The sequence below is a fragment of the Erwinia amylovora genome, from assembly GCF_017161565.1.
Taxonomy (GTDB): domain Bacteria; phylum Pseudomonadota; class Gammaproteobacteria; order Enterobacterales; family Enterobacteriaceae; genus Erwinia; species Erwinia amylovora.
On record NZ_CP066796.1, the window covers coordinates 523,781 to 546,119 of the forward strand.

Consider the following 22,339-nt stretch of genomic DNA (forward strand, 5'->3'; position numbering starts at 1 on the left):
TGATGCTCCTTTACCCTGTTGATCATCAGGTTTTTTCAGCAATGCCTGAGCAGTTTTTCCACCGCATCACGCAACCTTGGACTGTCAAAAAATGCCGATATGGGCAGAGTTTTACCGGTGCGCTGGCGTATACGTTGCACGACCGCGACCGCGGTGAGAGAGTCAATATCCAGTCCGGCCAGTTCAGTATCGAGTGTCAGCTCACCGTGGCTGACTATCGGTGCGAGTTCTTCGATCAAAATCTGAGTCATCGTATGTCTTCTCGCGGGATCGCTAATAACGCAACGCTCATTTTCTGCCCCAGGGGATATGGCCACCGTATCGGACTGGATATCGACGCCAGAACCTGTAAGGGTACGCAGTGCTGGCAGGGAAATATCAGCCGCCAGCAGCATTGGGCGGCAGGCAACATCGGCGCGTAGCGCAATAGCCGCGACCTGGTCAGCTGTGAAAAGTTTAAGACCCATGAGGCGAAACCGATCGCGCCGGACAGCCGCCAGCCGGGCAGTCATTCCCCCTGACCAGGGGCCCCAGCCGATGGCCGTGCCGGGTAAGCCGAGGCTGTGGCGATAGCGCATCAGCGCTTCAATAAATGCGTTGGCTGCCACATAGGCACTTTGTCCGGTGATACCGATACTGGCTGACAAAGAGGAAAACGCGATAAACCAGTCCAGCGCCACTCCCTGAGTTGCCTGATGCAGGTTCCACGTACCCGTCACTTTGGGCTTTAGCACGGCTCGCAGGCTGTCCGCATTGAGTCGGGCCAGTACGCCGTCCTGGAGAACGGCTGCCAGGTGATAGATACCTTTCAGGGATCGTTTGCTTCGCTGCACTGAACGCATCAGCGACGCCACATCCTCAACGATCGCCACATCCCCCTGGAAAAACCTGATGTTTATGCCCTTTTCCCTGAGGTGACTGACTTGTGCTGACAAGGCATCAGAGGGTCGGCTGCGGCCCATAAGGATCAGATGACGCGCCCCGGCGTTTATCAGGTGATCCATCAGCAACTGCCCTGTTTCGCTGAACCCCCCGGTGATCAGGTACTGGCTTTCGGCATCAATGACTAATGTGGCCTGCTCATGATCGTCGATCCTTTGCACCTCAAACCGCTGGACGGCACCTTCCATAATACGTAAGGCTGGCTCCCGGCTGTCACTGGAAACAATGCGGGCGATCAACGCCAGGCTGATGTGCTCTGCCATGTTCACCGGCAGATCGATGGTGGTACACCGCATAGCCGGATACTCTCTGGCGATCACCCGGGTGACTGCGGCAGATGCACTTCCCGTCAGGCCGCGACTCATCTCTTCGGCTGCCGGACCGTAAACGCCCTGGGTGAGTACGAAAATGCCTGTACCCGCACTGTATTGAGCCTGTCGCTCAGCCAGTAACCGCAGTTGCTCAACGTCGGTGACGATGTTCTCGCTGAATGCGTCGCTGCCATGGCCACCATTGCCGGCCAGATAGAGTATCCGTCCGACAGGATCTGACAGATCTTGCGCCCTTTCCCGACTCACGACCTGATGACCGCGTTGTTTTAACGCGGTGACCAATTGGTCGGCGATCTCGCCACTGCCGATAATGGCAAAAGCCTGGCTGGCGGGGGCGGGTTCCGGCCATTCGTTTATCGTCTTCCAGCCTGGTTGGTACAAAGGCTCCTGCCCCTGATCGCGGGTGCCCAGCAATGCCGTTCTGCGCGCGCGTTTCATCATGACGTTTTTCAGCTCAGCCACGCGGTGCCCCTGCTCGTCGGCCAGTATCAGGTTGCCGGAGAGCACTTCCGTATTGAGATCGAACCCTGAACGGGTTAAGTCAATCACCCCCCAGATCCTGCCCTCGGGGGACGTACCAGCGTCAGCTGGTCGATCGATAAGGGAATAAACAGATCGGTTTCAGGTAACTGCTGCCAGTAGCCGGCGAACAGCGCCTGAAAGCAGGAGTCCAGTACGCCCGGCGCGAACACCAGGCCATCTGTCTGCGAGGCACAGGCCGCTTCAAGCAGCAGAAACAGTCGTCGTTGATTTCGCGCCAGCCACATCTGACGGATTTTGCGGAACCTGGCCCCCAGCTGCAGACCCGCCGATCGCGCTCTGGCGTAAAAAGCCGGCACATCAAGTTCGGCGGCTTGTGCTATTTCGCGGTGCATATGTGTCAGGTCGATGTCGATCGGGGGGGCGGAAGCTTCAACCAACGAACCCGTTGACAGCAGATCTTGGGATTCACCCGGCTCGATGCTGACAGAGAAGTCGTAGGCGCTTTTCAGCGGCATCTGATGGTCTAGCTCAATATTGATTGCCGTGGAATCTTCATGGGCCATCAGAAGTGGCCGTATAAACGAGACATCATTTAACTGCGGTGAACGCATGCCGATGTCTTTGATCCCGTGGCTCAGGAGTACGCACAGGTGAACGGCTCCCGGCACCACCACACTGTCGAACATGCAGTGATCGCCCAGTAACGGACTGGAACCGACTCCCCACTCTGCACGCAAGGCGAGACGAGACATGCCTTTAGCCAACCTGCCCATTAAATGGCCATGGCCTTCCTGTGCTGGCAGCACAAACGGCGGCAAGCTGAAGTTCTGGTGCTGCCACAGGCGCTTAACTTGCTGGCCGAAAGCTGCGGGTAGCAAATTCTGACCCACTTCATACAGTCCGACCTTCAGCTGTTCCAGGCTCCGGGCGAGGGGGCAAGTTTTGTTAAGCGTTGCCATCGCCCGTACAGGCGGCGTATGTCGGGTAAGCGACCCCTTGATATGCTGTATGAGTGAGCTATGAGGCCCGACCTCGACAAAGGCATCAACCCCCAGGTCAGCCAGGCTGACGACCGCCTGTTCAAACCGCACGGGCTGCACGGCGTTTTGTACCCAGTAATCGGCATCTGGCACATCCTGATACACCGGCAGGCCGGTACTGGAAGAAACAAAGGTCAGGGTGGCAGGCCGATGTTGCAGAGGGGTGAACCCCTCTTTAAGCTCAGATGCCAGATCTTGCATCAACGGGCAATGGAAAGGGTAATGGGCGTTGACAGAGATCAGCTCCAGCTCTGCCGCCGCGAACGCCGCGAGTAACGCGTCGGCTCCCTCAGCGGTGACGGAAATGATGACGGTGGCAGGGCTGTTGATCGCTGATATCGTGGCGTCCTGACGCTCGCCCAACAGGTCACGTACCTGCTGTTCCGAGGCCAGGACTGCGTACATACACCCTCGATCGCGCAGCGCCTCCATACAACGGCCGCGATGGATCACGGCCGTCAGCGTTGCTCTCAGATCAATTATTCCCGCGCAGCAGGCAGCGGAAAACTCTCCCACGCTATGCCCCATTACCGCCGTGGGCTGTACACCCCATGCTTTGAGCATCTCGAACAGCGAAACCTGAATTGCCACGATACAAGGTTGGGCCAGCTCGGTACGACTGAGATCCGCAGCGGTTTGCCGGGCGATGGTGTCAATCAGTGACCAGCCTGCAACCTGCCGGATGATATCCTCACAGCGTTGCATACTGGCACTGAACGCGGGTTCCTGCTGCAACAGCTCATCCACCATGCCCGGCCACTGCGCTCCCTGCCCGGAAAACACCACCGCCAGGCTACGTCTGACGTTAGAGGCGGGTTCGTCCTCTGCTTTCCATCGCCTTAACGACTCAAGCAGCTGCCCGGCACTGTCGGCGACAAAGGCCTTACGCCAGCGGCTCGATTTTGCGCGCTCCACCAGGCTTGAGATATCCAACTGTAAAGCCTGGTCAGCAGGCATTTGAGCCAGGCTCATTTCCAACTGCCCGACGGCATCATGCAACTCTGCGGCTGTCGCCCCCGACACGGGTACGATCTTCGACAAATCCGCGGAACTCAGGCAGTGCGCGCTTATCGGAGCAGAGCCAACGATCACCTGTGCATTGGTTCCTGACCAGCCGAAAGCGCTGACGGCCGCATACCGACCGCCTTCTTCGCTGTCCGGCCAGGGGATGGCATCACGCGGGAAAGCGATGCGTTTCTCATCAAACTCCATATGCTGGTTTAGATTATCCAGATGCAACTGGCCGGGAATGTAACGGTGTTGCAGACACAGAACCACTTTGATCAATGAAATGATGCCAGCGGCAGCTTCGCAGTGCCCGATGTTCGCTTTGACTGAACCAACCTGACAGGTGTACGTACTGAGTCGGGTCGCCAGCACACGGTCCAGAGCGGCCACTTCTATCGGGTCGCCTAGCCGGGTGCCCGTACCATGCGCCTCCACATAGCCAAGGTCGTCCACGCCCAGCCTGGCCTGAGCCAACGCTTGCCGCATAAGCGCCTCCTGAGCATGGCCATTGGGGGCTGCCATCCCGTTGGTTTTACCGTCCTGGTTGACGGCTGACCCGTGAATCAGTGCCTGAACGGGATCATGATCGCGCAGTGCATCACTGAGCCGTTTCAGAATGACAACGCCACAACCATCGCTCCGCACAATGCCATCGGCGCGATCGTCGAACGGCTTGCAGCGACCATCTGGCGCCATCAAATGCATCCTTGAGGTGGCTACGGAAAACTGCGGACCCAGAATGATATTGACGCCACCGGCAATAGCTTGATCACACTCCCTGAGGCGCAGGCTTTGACAAGCCTGATGAACAGCCACCAGGGATGACGAGCAGGCGGTGTCGATGGCAAGGCAGGGACCCCTGAGGTCGAAGAGGTAGGCCAGGCGCCCGGCCAGCACGCTGTTAGACACACCCGGTCCACTAAATGCATTGACACGTTTAAGATCCTTAAACAGCTGTCGCGCATAACCGTCGTTGTAGTTGACAACGCCGGCAAATACGCCGGTACGACTTCCGCGAAGTTGTTCCCGGGTTACGCCCGCCTGCTCCAGCGCCTCCCAGGCCACCTCAAGGAAGACCCGCTGCTGCGGATCCATGTGAAGCGCCTCTTCGGCACCGATTCCGAAAAATCCGGCATCGAATGACTGCGCATCAATAATCCCGGCCCAGCGCGTGGCGACTTTGCCCTCAACAAGCGGGTCGGCATCGTAGATATCATCACTACTCCAGCGTGACGCGGGTATTGGCACAATGGCATCCCGCTTCTCCAGCAACAGCGTCCAGAAAGCTTGCGGTGAACTGGCACCGGGGACACGGCAACCTGTACCGATAATGGCGATGGGTTCTCTGGTCTGCCGATCGAGAGCTTGCCTGAGTTCACGTACGGCAACCAAAGCCTGCTTAACAGCCGAAGCCTCATGAGATTTCTGATCCATCAGTACTCTCCCAATTTAGATATATGTGCTTTTGATAATGGCCAGTTCATCCAGCAACTGTGCCATCAATGCCTCTTCGCTATCGTCGATTGCACCCACCAGCGGATTGGTTTGCACAGGATGGGCAGTGGGGTAAGGCGTGGCGCACTCAGGCCACAGCAGAGTTTCCAGATAACTGGCAAGAGAAGAAACGGTGGGGTAATTCCACAGCACGGTGGCTGGCATTCTCACTGATAATTCACTCTGTAGCCGGTTGCGAACCTCTACCCCGAGTAACGAACTGACCCCCAGTTCGCTAAGTGGGGTATCCAGCGGTATCTGCTGCCCGGGCTGCTGCAACAGCGTGGCAACACCCCGCCGGATGACCGCACACAGCCGGGCGTGACGCTCCTGTAACGCGTATTGCGGCCGTTCAGCTGCTGGTGTACAAACGCTCCTGCCCAGTGCCAGCGGTCCGCTGTAGCGCATGATCGCCAATACGCCCTGGACACTGGAGCAAGCGCTTAACGCCTCCAGCCCTTCAGAGATGCTTATTTTTGCCAGCCGTGGGAAATCCATCGCCGGATGCTGTTTTTCCAGTAACCCCTTGCCGAGGAACGGGCCATAACACACGCCTAAGGCTGGCAGCCCATGCGTCTGACGGTAGCCAATAAGGCCGTCAAGGTAGGCGTTTGCCACCGCATAAGAAGCAAACTGTGGAAATCCGAATAGCGACGACACTGAAGACACCAGCACAAAACGCTTCAGCGGCCACTCGGCGCTGATAATATGCAAATTCAGCGCGCCAATTTTTTTGGCTGCCAGGCCGGCGGCAAAATCCACCTGGGAAACGGTCGCCAGAGAGTCGGCTTGTAAAACGCCAGCCGCATGGGTGATTGCTGTCAGTGGCCCCAGAAGGTGGGCACTTTGCCGCACGAGGGTATGCAAGCTTTCGAGACAGGTGACGTCACAGCTGTGCAGCAGAATGTCCGCTCCCGCTTCGCGCAGATCAACGATAACGCGGTCAGTATGCTCTGGCAGCGTGCGTCCCAGCAGAACGAACCGCCGCTCACCGCGGTTGAACAGTGCCTGCAATAGCTCCAGCCCCAACGCACCCAATCCACCGGTGATCAAATGAAAGCCTGGTGGGGGGGGGCCAGCAAGTGGAGACGCGGGTGTGACATCGGTCAACTCAACCAGCCCTGGCGAGAACAGCTGCCCTGCGCGCCAGGCGCTTTGATCCCGTTTCGCACCCAGGCTCATACATAACGCATCAATGGCATATTCACTCAGTGCACCTGCCGCGCCCGGCGGATCGATGTCAACTAATAAGCATTGAACATCGGCCAACTCCCGCTGTGCCGTGCGGATCAGCCCCCAGGCCATCGCCGCGTTGGGGCTGTATACTTTGCTGTCCGTCACGGCTTGCGCGCCAAGCGTAACGAACAGCAATGTCGGACGCCCGCCGGGCATCGACTGGATATACTGCAAAAGCATCAGGGCGCTGTTCAGGCTCGGGTCCTCGCCGACGAGCGGGTGGCTATCCCCCCAGATAAAGACAACGGTTTCTATTGAGCGCCCGGCGAACAACGCGGCGAAATCCGCTGCGTCCCGGTGTGCAGCCTCGCTAACGGCTGCGTTATCCTCTAACGGGCCGCCGCTCAGACTGCACCAGGCCGCGTTGGAAAAAGGGTGCCGCGCTTGTAGCTGTGCCTGTACGCCGGGTTGCGCGAACACCAACAGTTGTTGTGCAGAGTGAGACGTGCTGAAAGCACTTTTTTTCTGCCAGACAAGCCGATAGGCCATCACCGGCTTTTGCGCAGTTATCGCGTGGGTCTCAGCGGATGGCGGCAACCCGGCACTCCGGTAGAACATTGCCGGTAGCGTCAGCGGCGGATGAGCCCCTCCCGGAATGTGGTCAACAGATTTACCCGCGAGGTAACAACGGCTGACGAGTTCAAGAAAAGCACGCGCCGGAAGCGGAGTTTGATCTGCACAAGAGGCATGTTGGCCTGGCGAGGGCAGTGATATATGAACACTATGCCTGTCGCCAGCGACTACAGGACGCGCGTGAACCCTGTTCGATGACGCAACGGCGCTGATAAATTCGTTGCGAGTCACCCGGCGCTCGATCAGTTCGGCAATACAGCAGGCATGGTCTGTCGCGTCATAATGGTCGAAGCTCACCCCCCATTCAGCCAACAGGGCAACGCAGCCCAACTGTTGAGCTGCGGCCTCAAGCATTGGCGATGCGATCTGTCGATCCTGCCCGGCCAGCATCACGCAAGAATAGCTAATGCAGAACGTCTTGAAGCGCCTGAGCCAGCTACACATCTGTTCATCGAACGGAGCCTGGTCGGTAATAACCAATGAAGACGGAATGATGTTATCGGCGTTACTGGCGACGGATCCTGCCCGATGGGCAATATCCAGCAGTTGCGCCACAGCCTCTTTGTGGCTGCTGACGATCAGCGCAACGCGATAGCGGTAATCATCGGTGCAGTGAACCAGTGCCCTGGCGCAATCACGCAAACCGGGGGCGTTTTTGCCATCCAGCCACCGGGCAATGCTCACACAGCGGCTGCTTAATGCCTCAACCGAGTGGCCTGATAACAACAGCAAATGCAGACCATGCCATGGATCGTCGTGGGGATAGCGCTGTAATGCGCGAGGCAGGGATGACCCTTCGGGCTGGCTTCTGTGGCCATTGAACAGCACCTCACGCCGGCTCCCCAGCTTTATCAGCAGATTATTTATGCTACTGCTAAGAACGGAATGCGGAGCCACTTCGACCAGAGGGCCGTCACTGTCGCTTACGGCCTGTCGCAACGCGTCAAACCAATACAGGGGACGACCGATGGTGTCACTCCAGTAATCCGCGGGCAAACGCCCCAGCAATTCACCACCATATATGCCTGAATAAAAGGGCAGGAGCGCGGCTGAACCCGGCAAATCGCCTAACAATGCAATCAACTGCTGACGATCGTCATCGCCGATCTGCCTGTGCACACTCACGGCGGTGTTCACCCACTTAAAAGAAATATCCTTGCGCTGGCAATGTGACTCAATGTCGCGCAGAGCCTGTACACTGCCTGTTATAACGGTCGCATTCTCGTCATGCTGTATGGCACAGCAGGCGCTGCTTTGCTGTTGTTCCAGCAGCGTCTGCGCTGCAGCCCAGTCAAGCTTCACCAGCGCCATGGAGCCAGGATGCCGGTGAGCCCATTCAGCCTGCGCCAGAATAATGTGCAAAGCGTCTTCCCGACTGATCAAACCGGCAACATGCGCCGCCGCGATTTCCCCGATGCTATGGCCGATCACACCGCCCGGTTGCAGGCCGTTGGCCAACCAGACATCACTGATGGCTAACTGCATCACCAGGTGGCAGGGCCAGGCAACGCGTACATCGGCGAAGGTTTCCCGCTCGTCATACAGCCGCTCAGCCAGTGACCATCCCCTGAGCTGTTGGATGCAGCGATCGCATTGCGCGACGGTTTTCCGAAACTGTGGGTGTAAACGCGCGTAACTTCTGCCCATGCCTTGCCAGTGTGCACCTTGTCCGGAAAATATCAGCAGCGCCCGGCCGTCCTCGCTGTGCGCTAACGAAGCAAAATCCGATTTATCAGCCATCAGCTTGCTGGCTGCGCTGTTGACGCCCTTGAAAGACCTGCAATGCCAGGTCTCGCTAACGATGATATGGGCGTTGGTGCCGCCGAACCCGAAGGAGCTTACCCCGGCTACAGGATTAGCGGTTTCCCAGGGCAACGCCCCGGTAACCAGTTGCAGCCCGAGCTTTTGCCAGTTAATAGACGGGTTTGGCGTTTGATAATTCAGGTGAGCAGGAATGATACGGTAACGCATGGCAAGTAACACTTTGATCAAACCTGCCATGCCGGCTGCCGCTTCGCTATGCCCAATATGGGTTTTCACCGAACCAATTAACAGGGGCTGGCTGCGCGCTGCGCCCTGGCAGTAAGCTGCTGAAATTGCCGAGACCTCAATCGGGTCCCCCATTGCCGTTCCTGTGCCGTGGGCTTCCACATACTGGATGTCAGAGGGCTGTAGTTTGGCCTGAACTAAGGCTGCGCGCAGTAGCTGCTGCTGGGCTATGACCGAAGGCGCGGTCAGGCTGGCGTGATAGCCGTTGTTATTGACGACCGAGGATCTGATGATCCCCCAGACTGGCCCCGCATCTTGTAGCACCCGGGACAGGGGACGTACCACCACGACACCGCAGCCTTCGGCTCTGATGTAACCGTCGGCAGCGGCGTCGAAGGTACGGCAGAGACCCGTTTCCGACAGCCCGCCAAAACGTCGCATGGCGGCAAAACTCTGAGCAGCCAGCAGCAGATTGACGCCAGCGACGATGGCGAAATCACAGTCGTTATTTCTGATGGCCTGGCAAGCCAGATGCAGCGCAACCAGAGAGGATGAACACGCGGTGTTGACGGTAAGACTGGGCCCAGTTAAGCCCAGTACGAAGGAGAGCCGAGCCGACAAAATGCTGGTATCCATGCCGGTGGCGCTCTGCGCAGTCATCTTGTCCGGCACAACATGATGGGCGAAGTCACACCACATTGCTCCGACATAGACGCCGACTCGTTGCCCTTTGATTTTTTTGGGGCTGATACCTGCCTGCTCGATAGCCGCCCAACTCAGCTCCAGCAGCACCCTTTGCTGCGGATCCATACAGGAAGCTTCATGGGCACTGATACCGAATTGCTCAAAATCAAATGCGGATACCTCGTCAAGGAACCCGGCGATCTCGTTCGGGTCGATGTGCCATGGGCTGTCGGGAATTTCTTGAAAGTGCGCGGCATCCGCGGTGGCGACAGCACCTTTACCGCCGATCAAAAGATCCCAGTAGGCATTAGCATCCCTGGCGCCGGGGAAACGGCAAGCCAACCCGGTGATTGCCAGCGGTTCTGCCGTGATGCCCTTTCCTTCAGGCTCCTGCATCTCGACCGGTTGCTCCGCTGTGTTTCCCGCTATATGCCGCGCCAGTTCAGCGGGGGTGGGACAGGTCCAGAATAATGTGGGATCCAGCTCGACCCCTAAATGTAAGCCAAGGCTCGCCACCAGATGAATTATCTTGACCGAGTCTAACGCTATATTTCCCAGGCGCTCATCTTCATCAACCTCCGGCACACCCGAGACCACAGCCAGTTGTTCAAGAATCAGTGCCAAAACACCTGCATATTCCCTTTGCACATTCATGCTCCATTCCTTTTTTGCAACGTGTGATGCTTCATGCACCGGGTAGCCCATTTGCTCAGGCAAATTTCAAGTTCGCAGAACGTTTACTCAAACCGAGCCAGCAGGTTTTGCAGCAGCTCATCGAGGGATAACTGCCCGGCAATAAAAGGCGTGGCACTCAATGAAACGTGCATCTGCTGCCCGCAGAGTTCGATCTCCATCCCCAGTGCCAGGTCGAATAGCTCCTGAGGCAAGCGTTCAATGCGGATCCCTTCAGGTGCCAGTTCGTAACCAATCAATAAAGGGCTCAGGCGTTGATCGGAGACGAAATTGAAACCGATGGAGGGCAATACAGGTAAGCCTGACTGCGTCCTGCCGGCGAAATAGCGTGCGGCGAAGTCTTCCGCGTTTAACAGCCCCCTCTGCAACTCTTCGCTGACCGTCTTAACAGTGTCTGTCAAGGTGCGGCGTTCGTTCAGGGAAAACACAACGGGTAACGGAAAGGATACCGAGCCAACCAAATCGCTAACTGGCGTCGACCAGTCACCGATAAAGTGAGGACTGACCCACATCAGCAGAGTGACTGTTCCAGTGCTCTGAACCCTGGACAGGGTATTTATCCAGCACGCCAGCAAAAAAACGGATAAGGCCACCCCCGCTGCTGCGGCACGGGCGCGTAAGGCTGACAGGTCAGCTCCGCCAATCGAGATCTCTCTGTGAACCACTTCAGCTAATGTAGCGGTGCAGGCCTGGCCGTGGGTGAGCTGGTCCAATAAGTCACAACCGGGTGCAACAGGGATGGCAGAAGATAACCGGTCGTCTAACCGATCGCGCCTGCCGATAAGCTCCTGAGCAAAATCCATGTAGGTTGTACAGGGCCTGAATAGCAGAGGATCTCCAGCCAACAGCGATTGATAGGCAGCAGAAAGTTCACGCCAAAGAATGCGGCTGGAAATACCATCACAGACCAAATGGTTGAATAGGATAAGCAGCCGTTGTGCATGTGCGCATTCGGCATCGAACAGGCAATAACGCAAAAGCGGCGCGCTATCCAAAGACATTGACGCTCGTACTTTATCGATGCAGGAGATTAACTGCTGGCGCAGGGGCAACGCGCCTTGCGCTGCCGGGTACACTTGAAAGACGCGACCTGCTGGCAGTTCTTGAGGGTGGCAGAAATGCATGCTCAGTTCGTCATTCTGATAAAGGAATGAAGCGCGCAAGATTGAAAACTTATGCAGAAGAAAATTTACGGCGCAATCCAGCGCGTCTGCATTCAGCCGAACACTGGGTACCAGCACGTCACCAACACAAAGCTTGTCAGGTTGCCTGGTCGTGCTGATGTCGTATAACTGTCCCAAAAACAGGCGCATAAGATTCCCTCTTTATAAGCCACTATTTCTTTTACAATCACAGCTACAAAGCAAGACCGCTGGTTAATTCCCCGCTGCTGACCGCTAAGCCTCTAAAACACAAAGACTGAAGCAGGGCATAGCGTGCATCCCGTACCTGTCGGGCAAAGGATGCATCAAAGCTCTACGTCAGGATCGTGACTACGACAGTTGAAGCGTACAAGTAGCGCCGTCAGTAACAGGAGGACGATGGCTGCGATCATTACCGAGAAAACTGAGTTTTCAAAAGCCAGCCGTGCATTGGTTATCAAGGCCTGACTTGCCGATCCGTGCATCTGTTCTGCGAGCAAAATAGCGCTGTCGATGCCGTCCTTTGCCAGCGCGGGACGCGTTGTTTCTGCAGGGACGACCAGCGTTCGGCTGTAAATGACCGTCATCAGGCTGCCCATTATTGCAATACCCAAACCACCGCCCAATTCGTATGAAATTTCTTCGATTGAGGCAGCCATGCCGGCGCGCTCTGGCGGTGCCGCCGCCATGATGGTATTTGAGGCCGCTGTCATGCCTGCACCTACGCAAGCCCCAAGTAAAAATAAGCACGGTAGCTGGAAATAGAGTGAGAAAGAGAAGCTGAACATAAAGAAAGCGATACCGATGGCATATAATGTCAGTGTTGCCGCCAGAAACTGACCGCTGCGAAAACGTGGCAAAATCCAGCCACTCAGCGGGCTACCGACGACAGCGCCCAATGACAACGGCAGGAAGTACAGTCCGGTTTGCAATGGAGTGAACCCCAGAACCAGCTGAAGTCTCTGGCTCAGAACCAGGTTGATGCCCATCAGACATCCTGCTACCACGATCCCCGACAGCACGGCTGAAAAAAAGGCCGGGGTGCGAAAGACTTGCATATCAATCAGCGGATAGGCACTGGCACGCTGCCTTCGGGAAAATAGCATTGAAAAGCAGATACATATAACCAGGGCCATTGCGGCAGCCAGATAGGAGGGTTGCGGCTTGGCGAACTCTTTGATCATGTAAGCAAAACTGATCAGCACCACCATAATTTGCAGCGATGCAACGAAATCCCAGGGCTGGGCAGAATCATTGGGCACATTCTTGATTAGCCATTTCGATAAAAGACACGCCACCAGGACGATTGGAACGTTAATCAGAAATACCGATCCCCACCAAAAATATTCCAGTAATGCACCACCAAGCAGGGGACCCGCCGCAGCGCCTCCTGAAGCCACCGCAGCCCATATGCCGATGGCAATAGAGCGTTCTTTCTCATCTTTAAACGATAAGCTGATGATGGCTAACGTTGCGGGCATCATCGCCGCCGCTCCGATTCCAAGCAGGCCACGAGCAAAAATAAGAACAGCGGCCGTGGGAGAAAATGCCGCTAACAATGACGCCGTACCAAAAATAAGTAATCCGCTGATAAACAGACGCTGATGACCTATTTTGTCCCCCAGCGTACCCGCTCCTAACAACAGGCCAGCCACAATCAGCGGATACATATTGACGATCCACAACTTTTCATTGGTGGACGCTTTCAGTTCGTGTGTGAGAGTTGGCAGGGTGATATACAAAACGGTCATATCGATCGCTACCAGCAGAAGTGCGATTGAAACAACAGCAAGCACCAGCCATCTGTGTTTTACCATGTCCATATTTATGCAATTTCCTCGATCAGAATTTTCTAACAAGATGCCAGTGCAAAAAATAATAAAGTGCAGAAGAACTATTCATTATTTATTTATACGTTAAATTTTGTAAAGTATGCGTGGCGATTTTTTCATCATTATCAGGGGCTGTGTCACAATAATAAAAATTGTCAGGACTCTCGCCTGCCGTTTTCAGTCCGGCCACTTATGACTGCCAGATTCTTTTCTGTCATAAAAGCAAATCACCTGTGCTTTAGCTCAATTCAGGGTGAGATGACCTGACGGTCCCGGCAAGCGAAAGTAAACTTCCCACTTTTTTCTGGGAAGCTGTTTGGGTTTTGAGTTTATCAGGGTTTACCGGTGATTATGAACGTTATCTCAGTGCGTCTGGGTATAGATTTGCCAGTGCTCCCAGGCGATGCCAGATGCGCTTTTGCTGCGGGGCTGTGTCGAATCAGCGATGCCTGACAAACGCCATTATCATTATGATGGGTAATATCTGACACCCATCAGCCGGTGATAACGCCCGATCACACTTCGATAATCCATGGCAAAATGACTGAGTGCTGCCAGGTGCCTGCATCACTAATCGCCTGATTATTGATTAACTCCTTTTCGGTGAATGCTAAGATTAACAGCAACGCGATGTCACTTTCTCCTGTAGAGCAAGGGTAATCACCTGTCTTAACGAGAAAACTGGATTTTAGCGGAAGCGAAAGAACGTCATTTCGTAATTAAGTATTACTGGAAAGTATTTTTAATATCATTAACAAAATTCCTCAAATAAATCTACAGGGTTGAGACAGAGTAATATCCCCAATTGCGGTTAAAAAATCACGGTGAAAAAAGCGTACTTTTACTGGCATGGTGACGAGTATCTGACAAAGGTTAGTTTAAATAACGCTCATTGAAGGGTTTGCGTTATTTTTTTTAGCAAGATTGAGGAATGAATTTAATATGCGCGAAGGTATTATTCAGTGATGTTTATCGGGTGATATCAGGCAGCGGCTTAGCCAAAATTTATCCGAATATTCTAATCAGCTCCCCATTTCATCCTGGAAATGCTTTGGCAGAAGCACCGCTCACGCTTCACAAAAGGTAAATCGAAAGGTTGTTATCAGGCGAGATACACGGGTTTCATCTGTAAAAAAGCCGTTCCGCGATGCGTACCGCCCTTCATACTGACGCCCGGTGCTGTTGCGTTGCGGATCCCGGCACAAATAGCTTCATGTCAGCCACATCATTCTTGATCGCAATACGTTGATTTTCCATGTGTTGTGCCTGCTAATGTTGTTCAAGGTGACGCAGAGAATCCCATTGTTCCACCTTAAAGACAGGATCCGGGGAGTGTTCTTTCCTGGGGGATCTGTGCCTTATGATCGATGTCCGGTAGCTCCCGCAACCTTCTTCCGCCAGCACGACAAGGATTAGCTCTCCATCACCTGCAAAACGGCGTAACGGCGGCCTGGCTTAAGGCAAATTTCAGCGATAACGGTCAGCATACGGTGTTCTTCTTTCTGTGGGCCAGTCAGACAATTTAGCCTGTGGGCCAGTCAGACAATTTAGCAAAGATATCGCTCAGATGCGTCCGGTAGCGTGCAATATCACTGGCAACATCTTGCAGGTTGAACCCACCGTTATCGATGAAAACAGGCAAGCCGCTCATGCCACGGAACCGATGGGCTTTATGAACATGCAGGGGGTCGCCATCGACTCCCACGCCTGCAAAGAACTGTTGTCGGTCGGTGAAAGCGTGTGAAGGTGCTTTCCGGGTTAGTGACGTCACAGAGGCTTTACCCTTTAACTTTCGCCGGAGCCATATTTTTTGCTGCATCGGCGCGGCTATGGCCTTTGCTGACGTAGAGTTTGCCATGGGCTGCGCTAAAGGCTTTATCGATACATTTTTTTCAGCGTCCAGTGTTCTCCCATTATCAGCCAGCCATCTGATAAATAAGGGAATCGACGGCGAGGCAATACCCAACTTCATCACCTGGCTGGTAGCGTTATCAACCACGTTGACAGGAGTCACGTTGAAAACTGGCGGCAACGTTTGTCATGGTATAGTTCAGCTCGCCTTCAGAATGGGCAAAAGCTTTACCGCCATCAATGATAAAAATCCGTTTGGTGAATTTCTCGCAACTATGGGCAATAAATGCGAGTCTGGCGGGCCGCTCCGGGAATGAAATGACCCTACAATCAAAGTAGTATGGCGTTTCGGGCACCAATCCGTGGCGATGCCATGAGTAACGAGAGAATAAAAATGATGATAAAACCTGGGGCTGTGGCCCTGCTGCTGCTGGCCGGTAGCGCCAGTGCGCAATCGCATCTCGATCGGGTGATGCAGAGTAAAACCCTGACCGTTTGCACCACCGGGGACTATAAACCCTATACTTATCTGCGCCCGGATGGCGGCTATGAAGGTATTGATATTTCACTGGCGCAGTCGCTGGCGAAAACGCTGGGAGCGGAGGTGAAATGGGTGGCAACCACATGGAAAACGCTGACTGCGGACTTTACAGGTAAACAGTGCGATATCGCGCTGGGAGGGGTATCGGTCACCCTGAAGCGCCAGCAGACCGCATGGTTTGCCAGCCCTCTGGATAGCGATGGCAAAATTCCGCTGGTGCGCTGTGCGGACAAAAATAAGTACCGCACCATTAAACAGCTGAATAAGCCGGCGGTGCGGCTGATCGAACCGGCGGGCGGCACCAATGAGGCTTTTGCCCATGCTTTTCTGCCGCAGGCTAAGCTGACGCTGTTCCACGATAACGTGACTATCTTCCAGCAATTGGTGGACAAAAAGGCGGATGTGATGATAACCGACGCCTCTGAAGCGCTTTATCAGCAGAAACGCTACCCGCAGCTGTGCGCCATCAATGCGGAAAAACCGTTGCAGTACGGCGAGAAGGCGTGGATGTTGCCGAGGGATGATATCAGCTGGAAGATGTACGTTGATCAGTGGCTACATCTGGGTCAAGCCAACGGTGAATACCAGCAGATAGTGGGGCAGTGGTTAGCGACAAAGGGATAAACGTAAAGCCCGGAGCGCAATGCCGGGCCGTCGCTAATGACACCTTCAGGCAATGATGCTCCCCCCGTTTTTGAGTTATTCAGTTAATTACTGCTCAGGTAAATCCCGTTTAACGCTGCATGATACAATTCGTTGCAGGCAGCTCCGCTTAGCCACCGATCTCTGTGACAGACCCTCACCAGATAAGGTACTATCCTCGCCAAACTTACCGCTGTGGCGGTGCTGGCCCTGAACGCGCCGCGATATGAGGAAAAGAAGAGAATGAGTGACCTGACGCAGGATGGTGCAGAGCGTCTCGCCCTGCATAAATTTACTGAAAATGCTTACCTTAACTACTCCATGTACGTCATCATGGATCGTGCGCTGCCTTATATTGGCGATGGACTGAAACCGGTACAACGACGCATCGTTTATGCGATGTCGGAACTGGGGCTAAGCAACACCGCTAAGTTTAAAAAATCGGCGCGTACCGTTGGTGATGTGTTGGGTAAATATCATCCGCACGGCGACAGCGCCTGTTATGAAGCGATGGTATTAATGGCGCAGCCGTTTTCCTACCGTTATCCGCTGGTCGATGGCCAGGGGAACTGGGGGGCGCCGGACGATCCCAAATCCTTTGCGGCGATGCGTTACACCGAGTCGCGCCTGTCAAAATATGCCGAAGTATTGCTGGGCGAGCTGGGCCAGGGCACCGTTGACTACGTGCCGAACTTTGACGGCACCATGCAGGAGCCGTCGATGCTGCCGGCGCGCCTGCCTAACATCTTGCTGAACGGCACCACCGGTATTGCCGTTGGCATGGCCACCGACATTCCACCGCACAACCTCAGAGAAGTGGCTAAAGCCGCCATCACGCTGATCGACAGCCCGACAACGTCCCTGGATGAACTGCTGGATATCGTGCAGGGGCCGGATTATCCGACCGAAGCGGAGATCATCACGCCGCGTAATGAAATCCGCAAAATCTATCAGAACGGGCGCGGTTCGGTGCGTATGCGTGCGGTGTGGAAGAAGGAAGAGGGCGACGTGGTGATCACCGCGCTGCCGCACCAGGTTTCCGGCGCACGCGTGCTGGAACAGATTGCCGCACAGATGCGCAATAAAAAGCTGCCAATGGTCGAAGATCTGCGTGATGAGTCCAATCATGAGAACCCGACGCGGCTGGTGATTGTTCCGCGATCTCAGCGCGTGGATATGGAGCAGGTAATGAACCACCTGTTTGCCACCACCGACCTGGAGCGCAGCTACCGTATTAACCTGAATATGATCGGGCTGAACAACCGTCCGGCGGTAAAAAACCTGCTGGAGATCCTCACCGAGTGGTTGGTATTCCGTCGCGATACCGTGCGGCGCCGTCTGAATCATCGTCTGGAAAAAGTGCTCAAGCGCCTGCATATCCTCGCCGGTTTGCTGGTGGCCTTCCTCAATATTGACGAAGTGATTGAGATTATCCGCGCCGAGGATGAACCTAAGCCGGTGCTGATGTCGCGCTTTGATATCTCAGAAATCCAGGCAGAAGCTATCCTTGAGCTGAAACTGCGCCATCTTGCCAAGCTGGAAGAGATGAAGATCCGTGGCGAACAGGACGAACTGGAAAAAGAGCGCGCGCATCTGGAGGGGCTTCTGGGTTCCGAACGCAAGTTGAATACCCTGCTGAAGAAAGAATTACAGGCCGACAGCGATGCTTACGGCGATGAGCGCCGCTCACCGCTGCGTGAGCGTGAGGAAGCAAAAGCGATCGGTGAGCATGAGCTGATGCCGTCAGAACCGGTGACCATCGTACTGTCGCAGAGCGGCTGGGTACGCAGCGCCAAAGGCCATGATATTGATCCGGCCGGCCTCAGTTACAAAGCCGGAGACAGTTTCCTCGGTGCGGCGCGCGGCAAGAGCAATCAGCCGGTCGTCTTTATTGATTCTACCGGCCGCAGCTACGCGCTTGACCCGGTGACGCTACCGTCAGCGCGCGGCCAGGGTGAGCCGCTTACCGGCAAACTGACCCCGCCGCCGGGGGCGGTGGTGGAACAGGTGCTGATGGCGGATGACACGCAGAAACTGCTGATGGCATCTGATGCCGGTTATGGTTTCGTCTGCACCTTTAGCGATCTGGTGTCACGTAATCGCGCTGGCAAAGCGCTGTTAACACTGCCGTCAAATGCCAGGGTGATGGCACCTTTAGCTATTCACCGCAACGACGATTTGCTGCTGGCGATCACCGCCGCTGGCCGTATGCTGATGTTCCCGGTCGGCGATCTGCCGCAGCTGTCGAAAGGCAAGGGTAACAAGATTATCTCTATCCCCTCTGCGGAGGCGGCTTCAGGTGAAGATAAACTGGCCTGGCTGCTGCTGCTGACGCCGGAAAACGCGATCACCCTGTATGTGGGCAAACGTAAGCTAACGCTCAAAGCCGCTGATTTGCAAAAATTCCGTGCCGATCGCGGCCGCCGTGGCACCCTGTTGCCGCGTGGCTTACAGCGTATTGACCGGGTTGATGTCGAAGGTACGCCGCGTGCAGCCGTCACGGAGGGTAGCGGGGAGTGATCCTGAGTTTTATCTGACGAGTCACTCAGTCAGCTGACGGAATGAAATGATTTCTTCTTTTTAAGAAAGTGGGTCGCTGTATCGTTGGGGCCGGGCGTCAGTAATTTGAAGAGCGTAATCCGCTGATGCCCGTGCTGCCTGAACGATGACGAAGATAAGAGATAACGAGGTTGTGATGCTTGCTCTGTTACGTTCCATAGTGGTAGTGGTTTACTCGATACTGGTGTGTGTCCTGGGTTGTATTTACTGTCTGTTCAGTCCGCGCAATCCACGCCATGTAGCGACTTTTGGACACCTGTTTGGTCGTCTTGCTCCGGTATTTGGCCTTAAGGTTGAACTGCGCAAGCCTGCAGGGGCTGAAAACTACCCGAATGCGATTTATATCTGCAACCACCAGAATAATTATGACATGGTCACCGCCGCTGCCATTGTGCAGCCAACCACCGTGACCGTCGGCAAAACCAGCCTGCTTTGGGTGCCGTTCTTTGGGCTGCTCTACTGGCTGACCGGCAATCTGCTTATCGACAGGGGAAACCGTACCAAAGCGCATGGCACCATCGGTGAGCTGGTCGAACAGTTCAGAAAGAAGAAAATCTCTTTCTGGATGTTCCCGGAAGGGACGCGCAGCCGTGGTCGCGGCCTGCTGCCGTTCAAAACCGGGGCATTCCATGCCGCCGTTGCGGCTGGCGTGCCGATTATCCCGGTAGTGGTATCCAATACTCATGGTAAAATTAAGTTGAACCGGCTAAATAATGGCCTGGCAATTGTTGAAATGTTGCCGCCTGTCGAAATCCAGTCTTTTGCCGACCAGTCGGTGCGTAAGCTGGCCACGCACTGTCGCGAAATCATGTCGGCGAAGCTGGATGAGCTGAACGCCGAAGTCGCCGCCCGCGAAGCGTCAGGCAAGTTATAAAGTCAACGGCATTACCACGCGGCAGCACGTTCGCGCAGCATGATAAAAAGCAACAGGGCCACTACGGTGGCCCATTTTTGGCTTACGGAGTGGGTATGTCCTTCAGTCGTCGTCAATTTCTTCAAGCCTCTGGCATTGCCCTCTGTGCTTCCTCTTTGCCTTTTAGCGCTCGTGCCGCCGGTGCGATCAACGCGCTACCGGTTCCTCCACTGATTGAATCACGGCGTGGCCAGCCGCTGTTTCTGACGCTGCAACGCAGCCACTGGTCATTCAACGGCAGTAATAAAGCGGCGATCTGGGGAATTAACGGCCTCTATCTTGGGCCAACGGTGCGCGTGTGGAACGGCGACGATGTGAAGCTGATTTACAGCAATCGTCTGACTGAACCGGTAGCGATGACGGTCAGCGGCCTGCAGGTACCGGGGGCGTTGATCGGTGGTGCCGCGCGTCTGATGTCACCGGGCGTGGACTGGGCGCCGGTGATGCCCATCCGCCAGGCGGCGGCCACCTGCTGGTATCACGCCAATACGCCGAACCGTATGGCGCCGCATGTTTATAACGGGCTGGCTGGCATGTGGCTGGTGGAAGATGAAGTTAGTAAGTCTTTACCCATACCTAATCACTACGGCGTTGATGATTTCCCGCTGATTATTCAGGACAAGCGGCTGGACAACTTTGCCACTCCGGTATATGTGCCGTCGGCAAAAGGCGGGTTTGTTGGCGATATTCTGCTGGTCAACGGCGTACAGAACCCGTATGTCGAGGTGTCGCGTGGATGGGTAAGGCTGCGTCTGCTGAATGCCTCTAATGCGCGCTGCTATCAGCTGCGTATGAGCGACGGTCGGCCGTTTAATGTTATCGCCAGCGATCAGGGGTTCCTGCCGGCACCGGTGGCGGTGGAACAGCTTTCGCTGGCCCCGGGCGAAAGGCGCGAAGTGCTGGTGGATATGTCACAAGGTGATGAGGTCTCCGTCACCGCCGGCGAAGCGGCCGGCATTGTTGACCGTCTGCGCGGCTTCTTTGAGCCATCTTCCATTTTGACTTCAACACTGGTGCTGACTCTGCGTCCGACCGGCCTGTTACCGCTGGTTACGGATAACTTACCGATGCGCCTGCTGCCGGACCAGCTTATTGAAGGCGCGGTGAGCCGCACGCGTGAGTTCCGCCTGGAGGGCACGATGCCGGGCATTAACGGTGCGCTGTGGGATATGATGCGCATTGACGTGCAGGCGCAGCAGGGTAGCTACGAGCGCTGGGTCATCCACGCCGATACGCCGCAGTCGTTCCATATCCAGGGGGTGATGTTCCTGATCAAAAACGTCAACGGGGCGCAGCCGATGGCAGAAGATCGTGGCTGGAAGGATACCGTATGGGTTGATGGCGAAGTGGAGCTGTTCGTCTCCTTTACTCAGCCATCGTCTGAGCACTTCCCGTTTGTTTACTACAGCCAGACGCTGGAGATGGCGGATCGCGGTGTGGCGGGGCAGCTGGTGGTTAATCCTGCTCTGCAAGCGGGCTGACTGGCAGCGGGCGAACGCCTGGCTCGCCCGGCGTTCGTGAGTTAATTCAGTTCGTCCGGGTCAGGGCCGAGCCGTTTGCCCTGGTCCAGCGCGGCAAGTTCGCTGATTTCCGCTTTTTCAAGGCGGAAATCGAACACCCTGACGTTCTCTTCAATACGCGCCGGCGTAATCGATTTGGGGATCACCACCAGGCCATTGTCCAGATGCCAACGGATCACAATCTGTGCCGGGGATTTGCCGTATTTCTTCGCCAGCTTCTTGATCGCCTGCTGGTCGAATACCCCTTGCCCGCCCTGTGCCAGCGGGCTCCATGATTCGGTCTGAATCTGGTGCATGGCGTTCCAGGCATGCAGGGTGCGCTGTTGCAGTAGCGGATGCAGTTCCACCTGGTTAATGACCGGAGTGATGCCGGTTTCATCGATCAGGCGTTTCAAATGTGCTTCATTAAAATTGCAGACGCCGATGCTTTTGGTTAGCCCCTGCTGTTGCAGTTCAATCATCTGCTGCCAGGCGGCCACGTAATTGTTTTTCTGCGGACAAGGCCAGTGCATCAGATACAGGTCGACGCTTTCCAGCTGCAGTTTTTGCAGGCTGGCTTCCAGCGCCTGCTGCGCATTGAGCTGGTCGTCATTCCATAATTTGGTGGTGATGAAGATCTCGTCACGAGCGACATCGGTTTCCTGTAGCGCCTGGCCAATACCTTCCTCATTTTTATAAATGGCGGCAGTGTCAATGGAGCGATAACCCACGGAGAGTGCTTTCACTGCTGCGCTGCGTGCTTCATCAATACTGGCTTGCCAGACGCCCAGCCCAAGCTGCGGCATCATATTACCGTCGTGTAGTTTGATGATCGGTTGATTTGCCATGATATCTCCTGTTCAGCGGATTAAACGGTGCGCTGGCA

At 55.3% G+C, this 22,339-nt stretch carries 12 protein-coding genes; 6 read left to right on the forward strand and 6 right to left on the reverse strand.

The window, feature by feature from the left end:
• Positions 1–35: 35 nt before the first annotated feature.
• The 5 genes from JGC47_RS17480 to JGC47_RS02425 all read right to left on the reverse strand — a co-directional run bounded on the left by JGC47_RS17480 (position 36) and on the right by JGC47_RS02425 (position 13,439).
• Complete coding sequence (locus JGC47_RS17480) at positions 36–1,823, reverse strand: beta-ketoacyl reductase (protein WP_241097891.1); 1,788 nt, start codon at positions 1,821–1,823, stop codon at positions 36–38.
• Positions 1,820–5,239: a type I polyketide synthase gene (locus tag JGC47_RS02410; RefSeq protein ID WP_241097892.1), complete on the reverse strand. Its 3,420-nt coding sequence runs from the start codon at positions 5,237–5,239 to the stop codon at positions 1,820–1,822. The genes JGC47_RS17480 and JGC47_RS02410 overlap by 4 nt, the downstream gene beginning before the upstream one ends.
• 15 nt (positions 5,240–5,254) lie before the next feature.
• Complete coding sequence (locus tag JGC47_RS02415; RefSeq protein WP_004155248.1) at positions 5,255–10,435, reverse strand: type I polyketide synthase; 5,181 nt, start codon at positions 10,433–10,435, stop codon at positions 5,255–5,257.
• An 83-nt stretch (positions 10,436–10,518) separates the two neighbouring features.
• Positions 10,519–11,787 (reverse strand): condensation domain-containing protein, encoded by a 1,269-nt coding sequence (locus tag JGC47_RS02420; RefSeq protein ID WP_004155249.1) that lies wholly within the window; start codon positions 11,785–11,787, stop codon positions 10,519–10,521.
• A 155-nt stretch (positions 11,788–11,942) separates the two neighbouring features.
• Positions 11,943–13,439, reverse strand: coding sequence for an MFS transporter (locus JGC47_RS02425; RefSeq protein ID WP_004155250.1), 1,497 nt, complete (start codon positions 13,437–13,439; stop codon positions 11,943–11,945).
• A gap of 1,576 nt (positions 13,440–15,015) precedes the next feature.
• Here JGC47_RS02425 and JGC47_RS17845 point away from each other — a divergent pair.
• From JGC47_RS17845 to ftsP, 6 genes are all read left to right on the forward strand, one after another.
• Positions 15,016–15,192 carry a hypothetical protein gene (locus JGC47_RS17845; RefSeq protein ID WP_169799821.1) on the forward strand — a complete coding sequence of 59 codons (177 nt, stop codon included), beginning with the start codon at positions 15,016–15,018 and terminating at the stop codon, positions 15,190–15,192.
• A gap of 85 nt (positions 15,193–15,277) precedes the next feature.
• Positions 15,278–15,616, forward strand: coding sequence for a hypothetical protein (locus JGC47_RS17850; protein WP_004155257.1), 339 nt, complete (start codon positions 15,278–15,280; stop codon positions 15,614–15,616).
• A gap of 23 nt (positions 15,617–15,639) precedes the next feature.
• The gene (locus JGC47_RS02440) at positions 15,640–16,464 is read left to right on the forward strand and encodes a transporter substrate-binding domain-containing protein (protein ID WP_004155259.1); all 825 of its coding nucleotides are present in this window, start codon (positions 15,640–15,642) and stop codon (positions 16,462–16,464) included.
• A 261-nt stretch (positions 16,465–16,725) separates the two neighbouring features.
• A complete protein-coding gene (parC, locus tag JGC47_RS02445; RefSeq protein WP_004155260.1) occupies positions 16,726–19,002 on the forward strand; it encodes a DNA topoisomerase IV subunit A in 2,277 nt (758 codons plus the stop codon).
• A gap of 175 nt (positions 19,003–19,177) precedes the next feature.
• A complete protein-coding gene (locus JGC47_RS02450; RefSeq protein WP_004155261.1) occupies positions 19,178–19,915 on the forward strand; it encodes a 1-acylglycerol-3-phosphate O-acyltransferase in 738 nt (245 codons plus the stop codon).
• A 95-nt stretch (positions 19,916–20,010) separates the two neighbouring features.
• On the forward strand, positions 20,011–21,435 hold the full coding sequence (gene ftsP, locus JGC47_RS02455; protein WP_004155263.1) for a cell division protein FtsP: 1,425 nt from the start codon (positions 20,011–20,013) through the stop codon (positions 21,433–21,435).
• A gap of 41 nt (positions 21,436–21,476) precedes the next feature.
• On the opposite strand, the gene dkgA is transcribed toward ftsP, so the two are convergent.
• Positions 21,477–22,301 (reverse strand): 2,5-didehydrogluconate reductase DkgA, encoded by an 825-nt coding sequence (gene dkgA / locus JGC47_RS02460; RefSeq protein ID WP_004155264.1) that lies wholly within the window; start codon positions 22,299–22,301, stop codon positions 21,477–21,479.
• Positions 22,302–22,339: the final 38 nt, after the last annotated feature.

Excerpts from the sequence above, each read along its gene's own strand:
- JGC47_RS17850 (WP_004155257.1), top strand. The coding sequence starts at position 15,278 with ATGGCCTTTGCTGACGTAGAGTTTGCCATGGGCTGCGCTAAAGGCTTT.
- ftsP (WP_004155263.1), top strand. The coding sequence starts at position 20,011 with ATGTCCTTCAGTCGTCGTCAATTTCTTCAAGCCTCTGGCATTGCCCTC.
- JGC47_RS02450 (WP_004155261.1), top strand. The coding sequence starts at position 19,178 with ATGCTTGCTCTGTTACGTTCCATAGTGGTAGTGGTTTACTCGATACTG.
- JGC47_RS02425 (WP_004155250.1), bottom strand. The coding sequence starts at position 13,439 with ATGGACATGGTAAAACACAGATGGCTGGTGCTTGCTGTTGTTTCAATC.
- dkgA (WP_004155264.1), bottom strand. The coding sequence starts at position 22,301 with ATGGCAAATCAACCGATCATCAAACTACACGACGGTAATATGATGCCG.
- JGC47_RS02420 (WP_004155249.1), bottom strand. The coding sequence starts at position 11,787 with ATGCGCCTGTTTTTGGGACAGTTATACGACATCAGCACGACCAGGCAA.
- JGC47_RS02440 (WP_004155259.1), top strand. The coding sequence starts at position 15,640 with ATGGCGTTTCGGGCACCAATCCGTGGCGATGCCATGAGTAACGAGAGA.
- parC (WP_004155260.1), top strand. The coding sequence starts at position 16,726 with ATGAGTGACCTGACGCAGGATGGTGCAGAGCGTCTCGCCCTGCATAAA.
- JGC47_RS02410 (WP_241097892.1), bottom strand. The coding sequence starts at position 5,239 with ATGGATCAGAAATCTCATGAGGCTTCGGCTGTTAAGCAGGCTTTGGTT.
- JGC47_RS17845 (WP_169799821.1), top strand. The coding sequence starts at position 15,016 with ATGCGTCCGGTAGCGTGCAATATCACTGGCAACATCTTGCAGGTTGAA.
- JGC47_RS02415 (WP_004155248.1), bottom strand. The coding sequence starts at position 10,435 with ATGAATGTGCAAAGGGAATATGCAGGTGTTTTGGCACTGATTCTTGAA.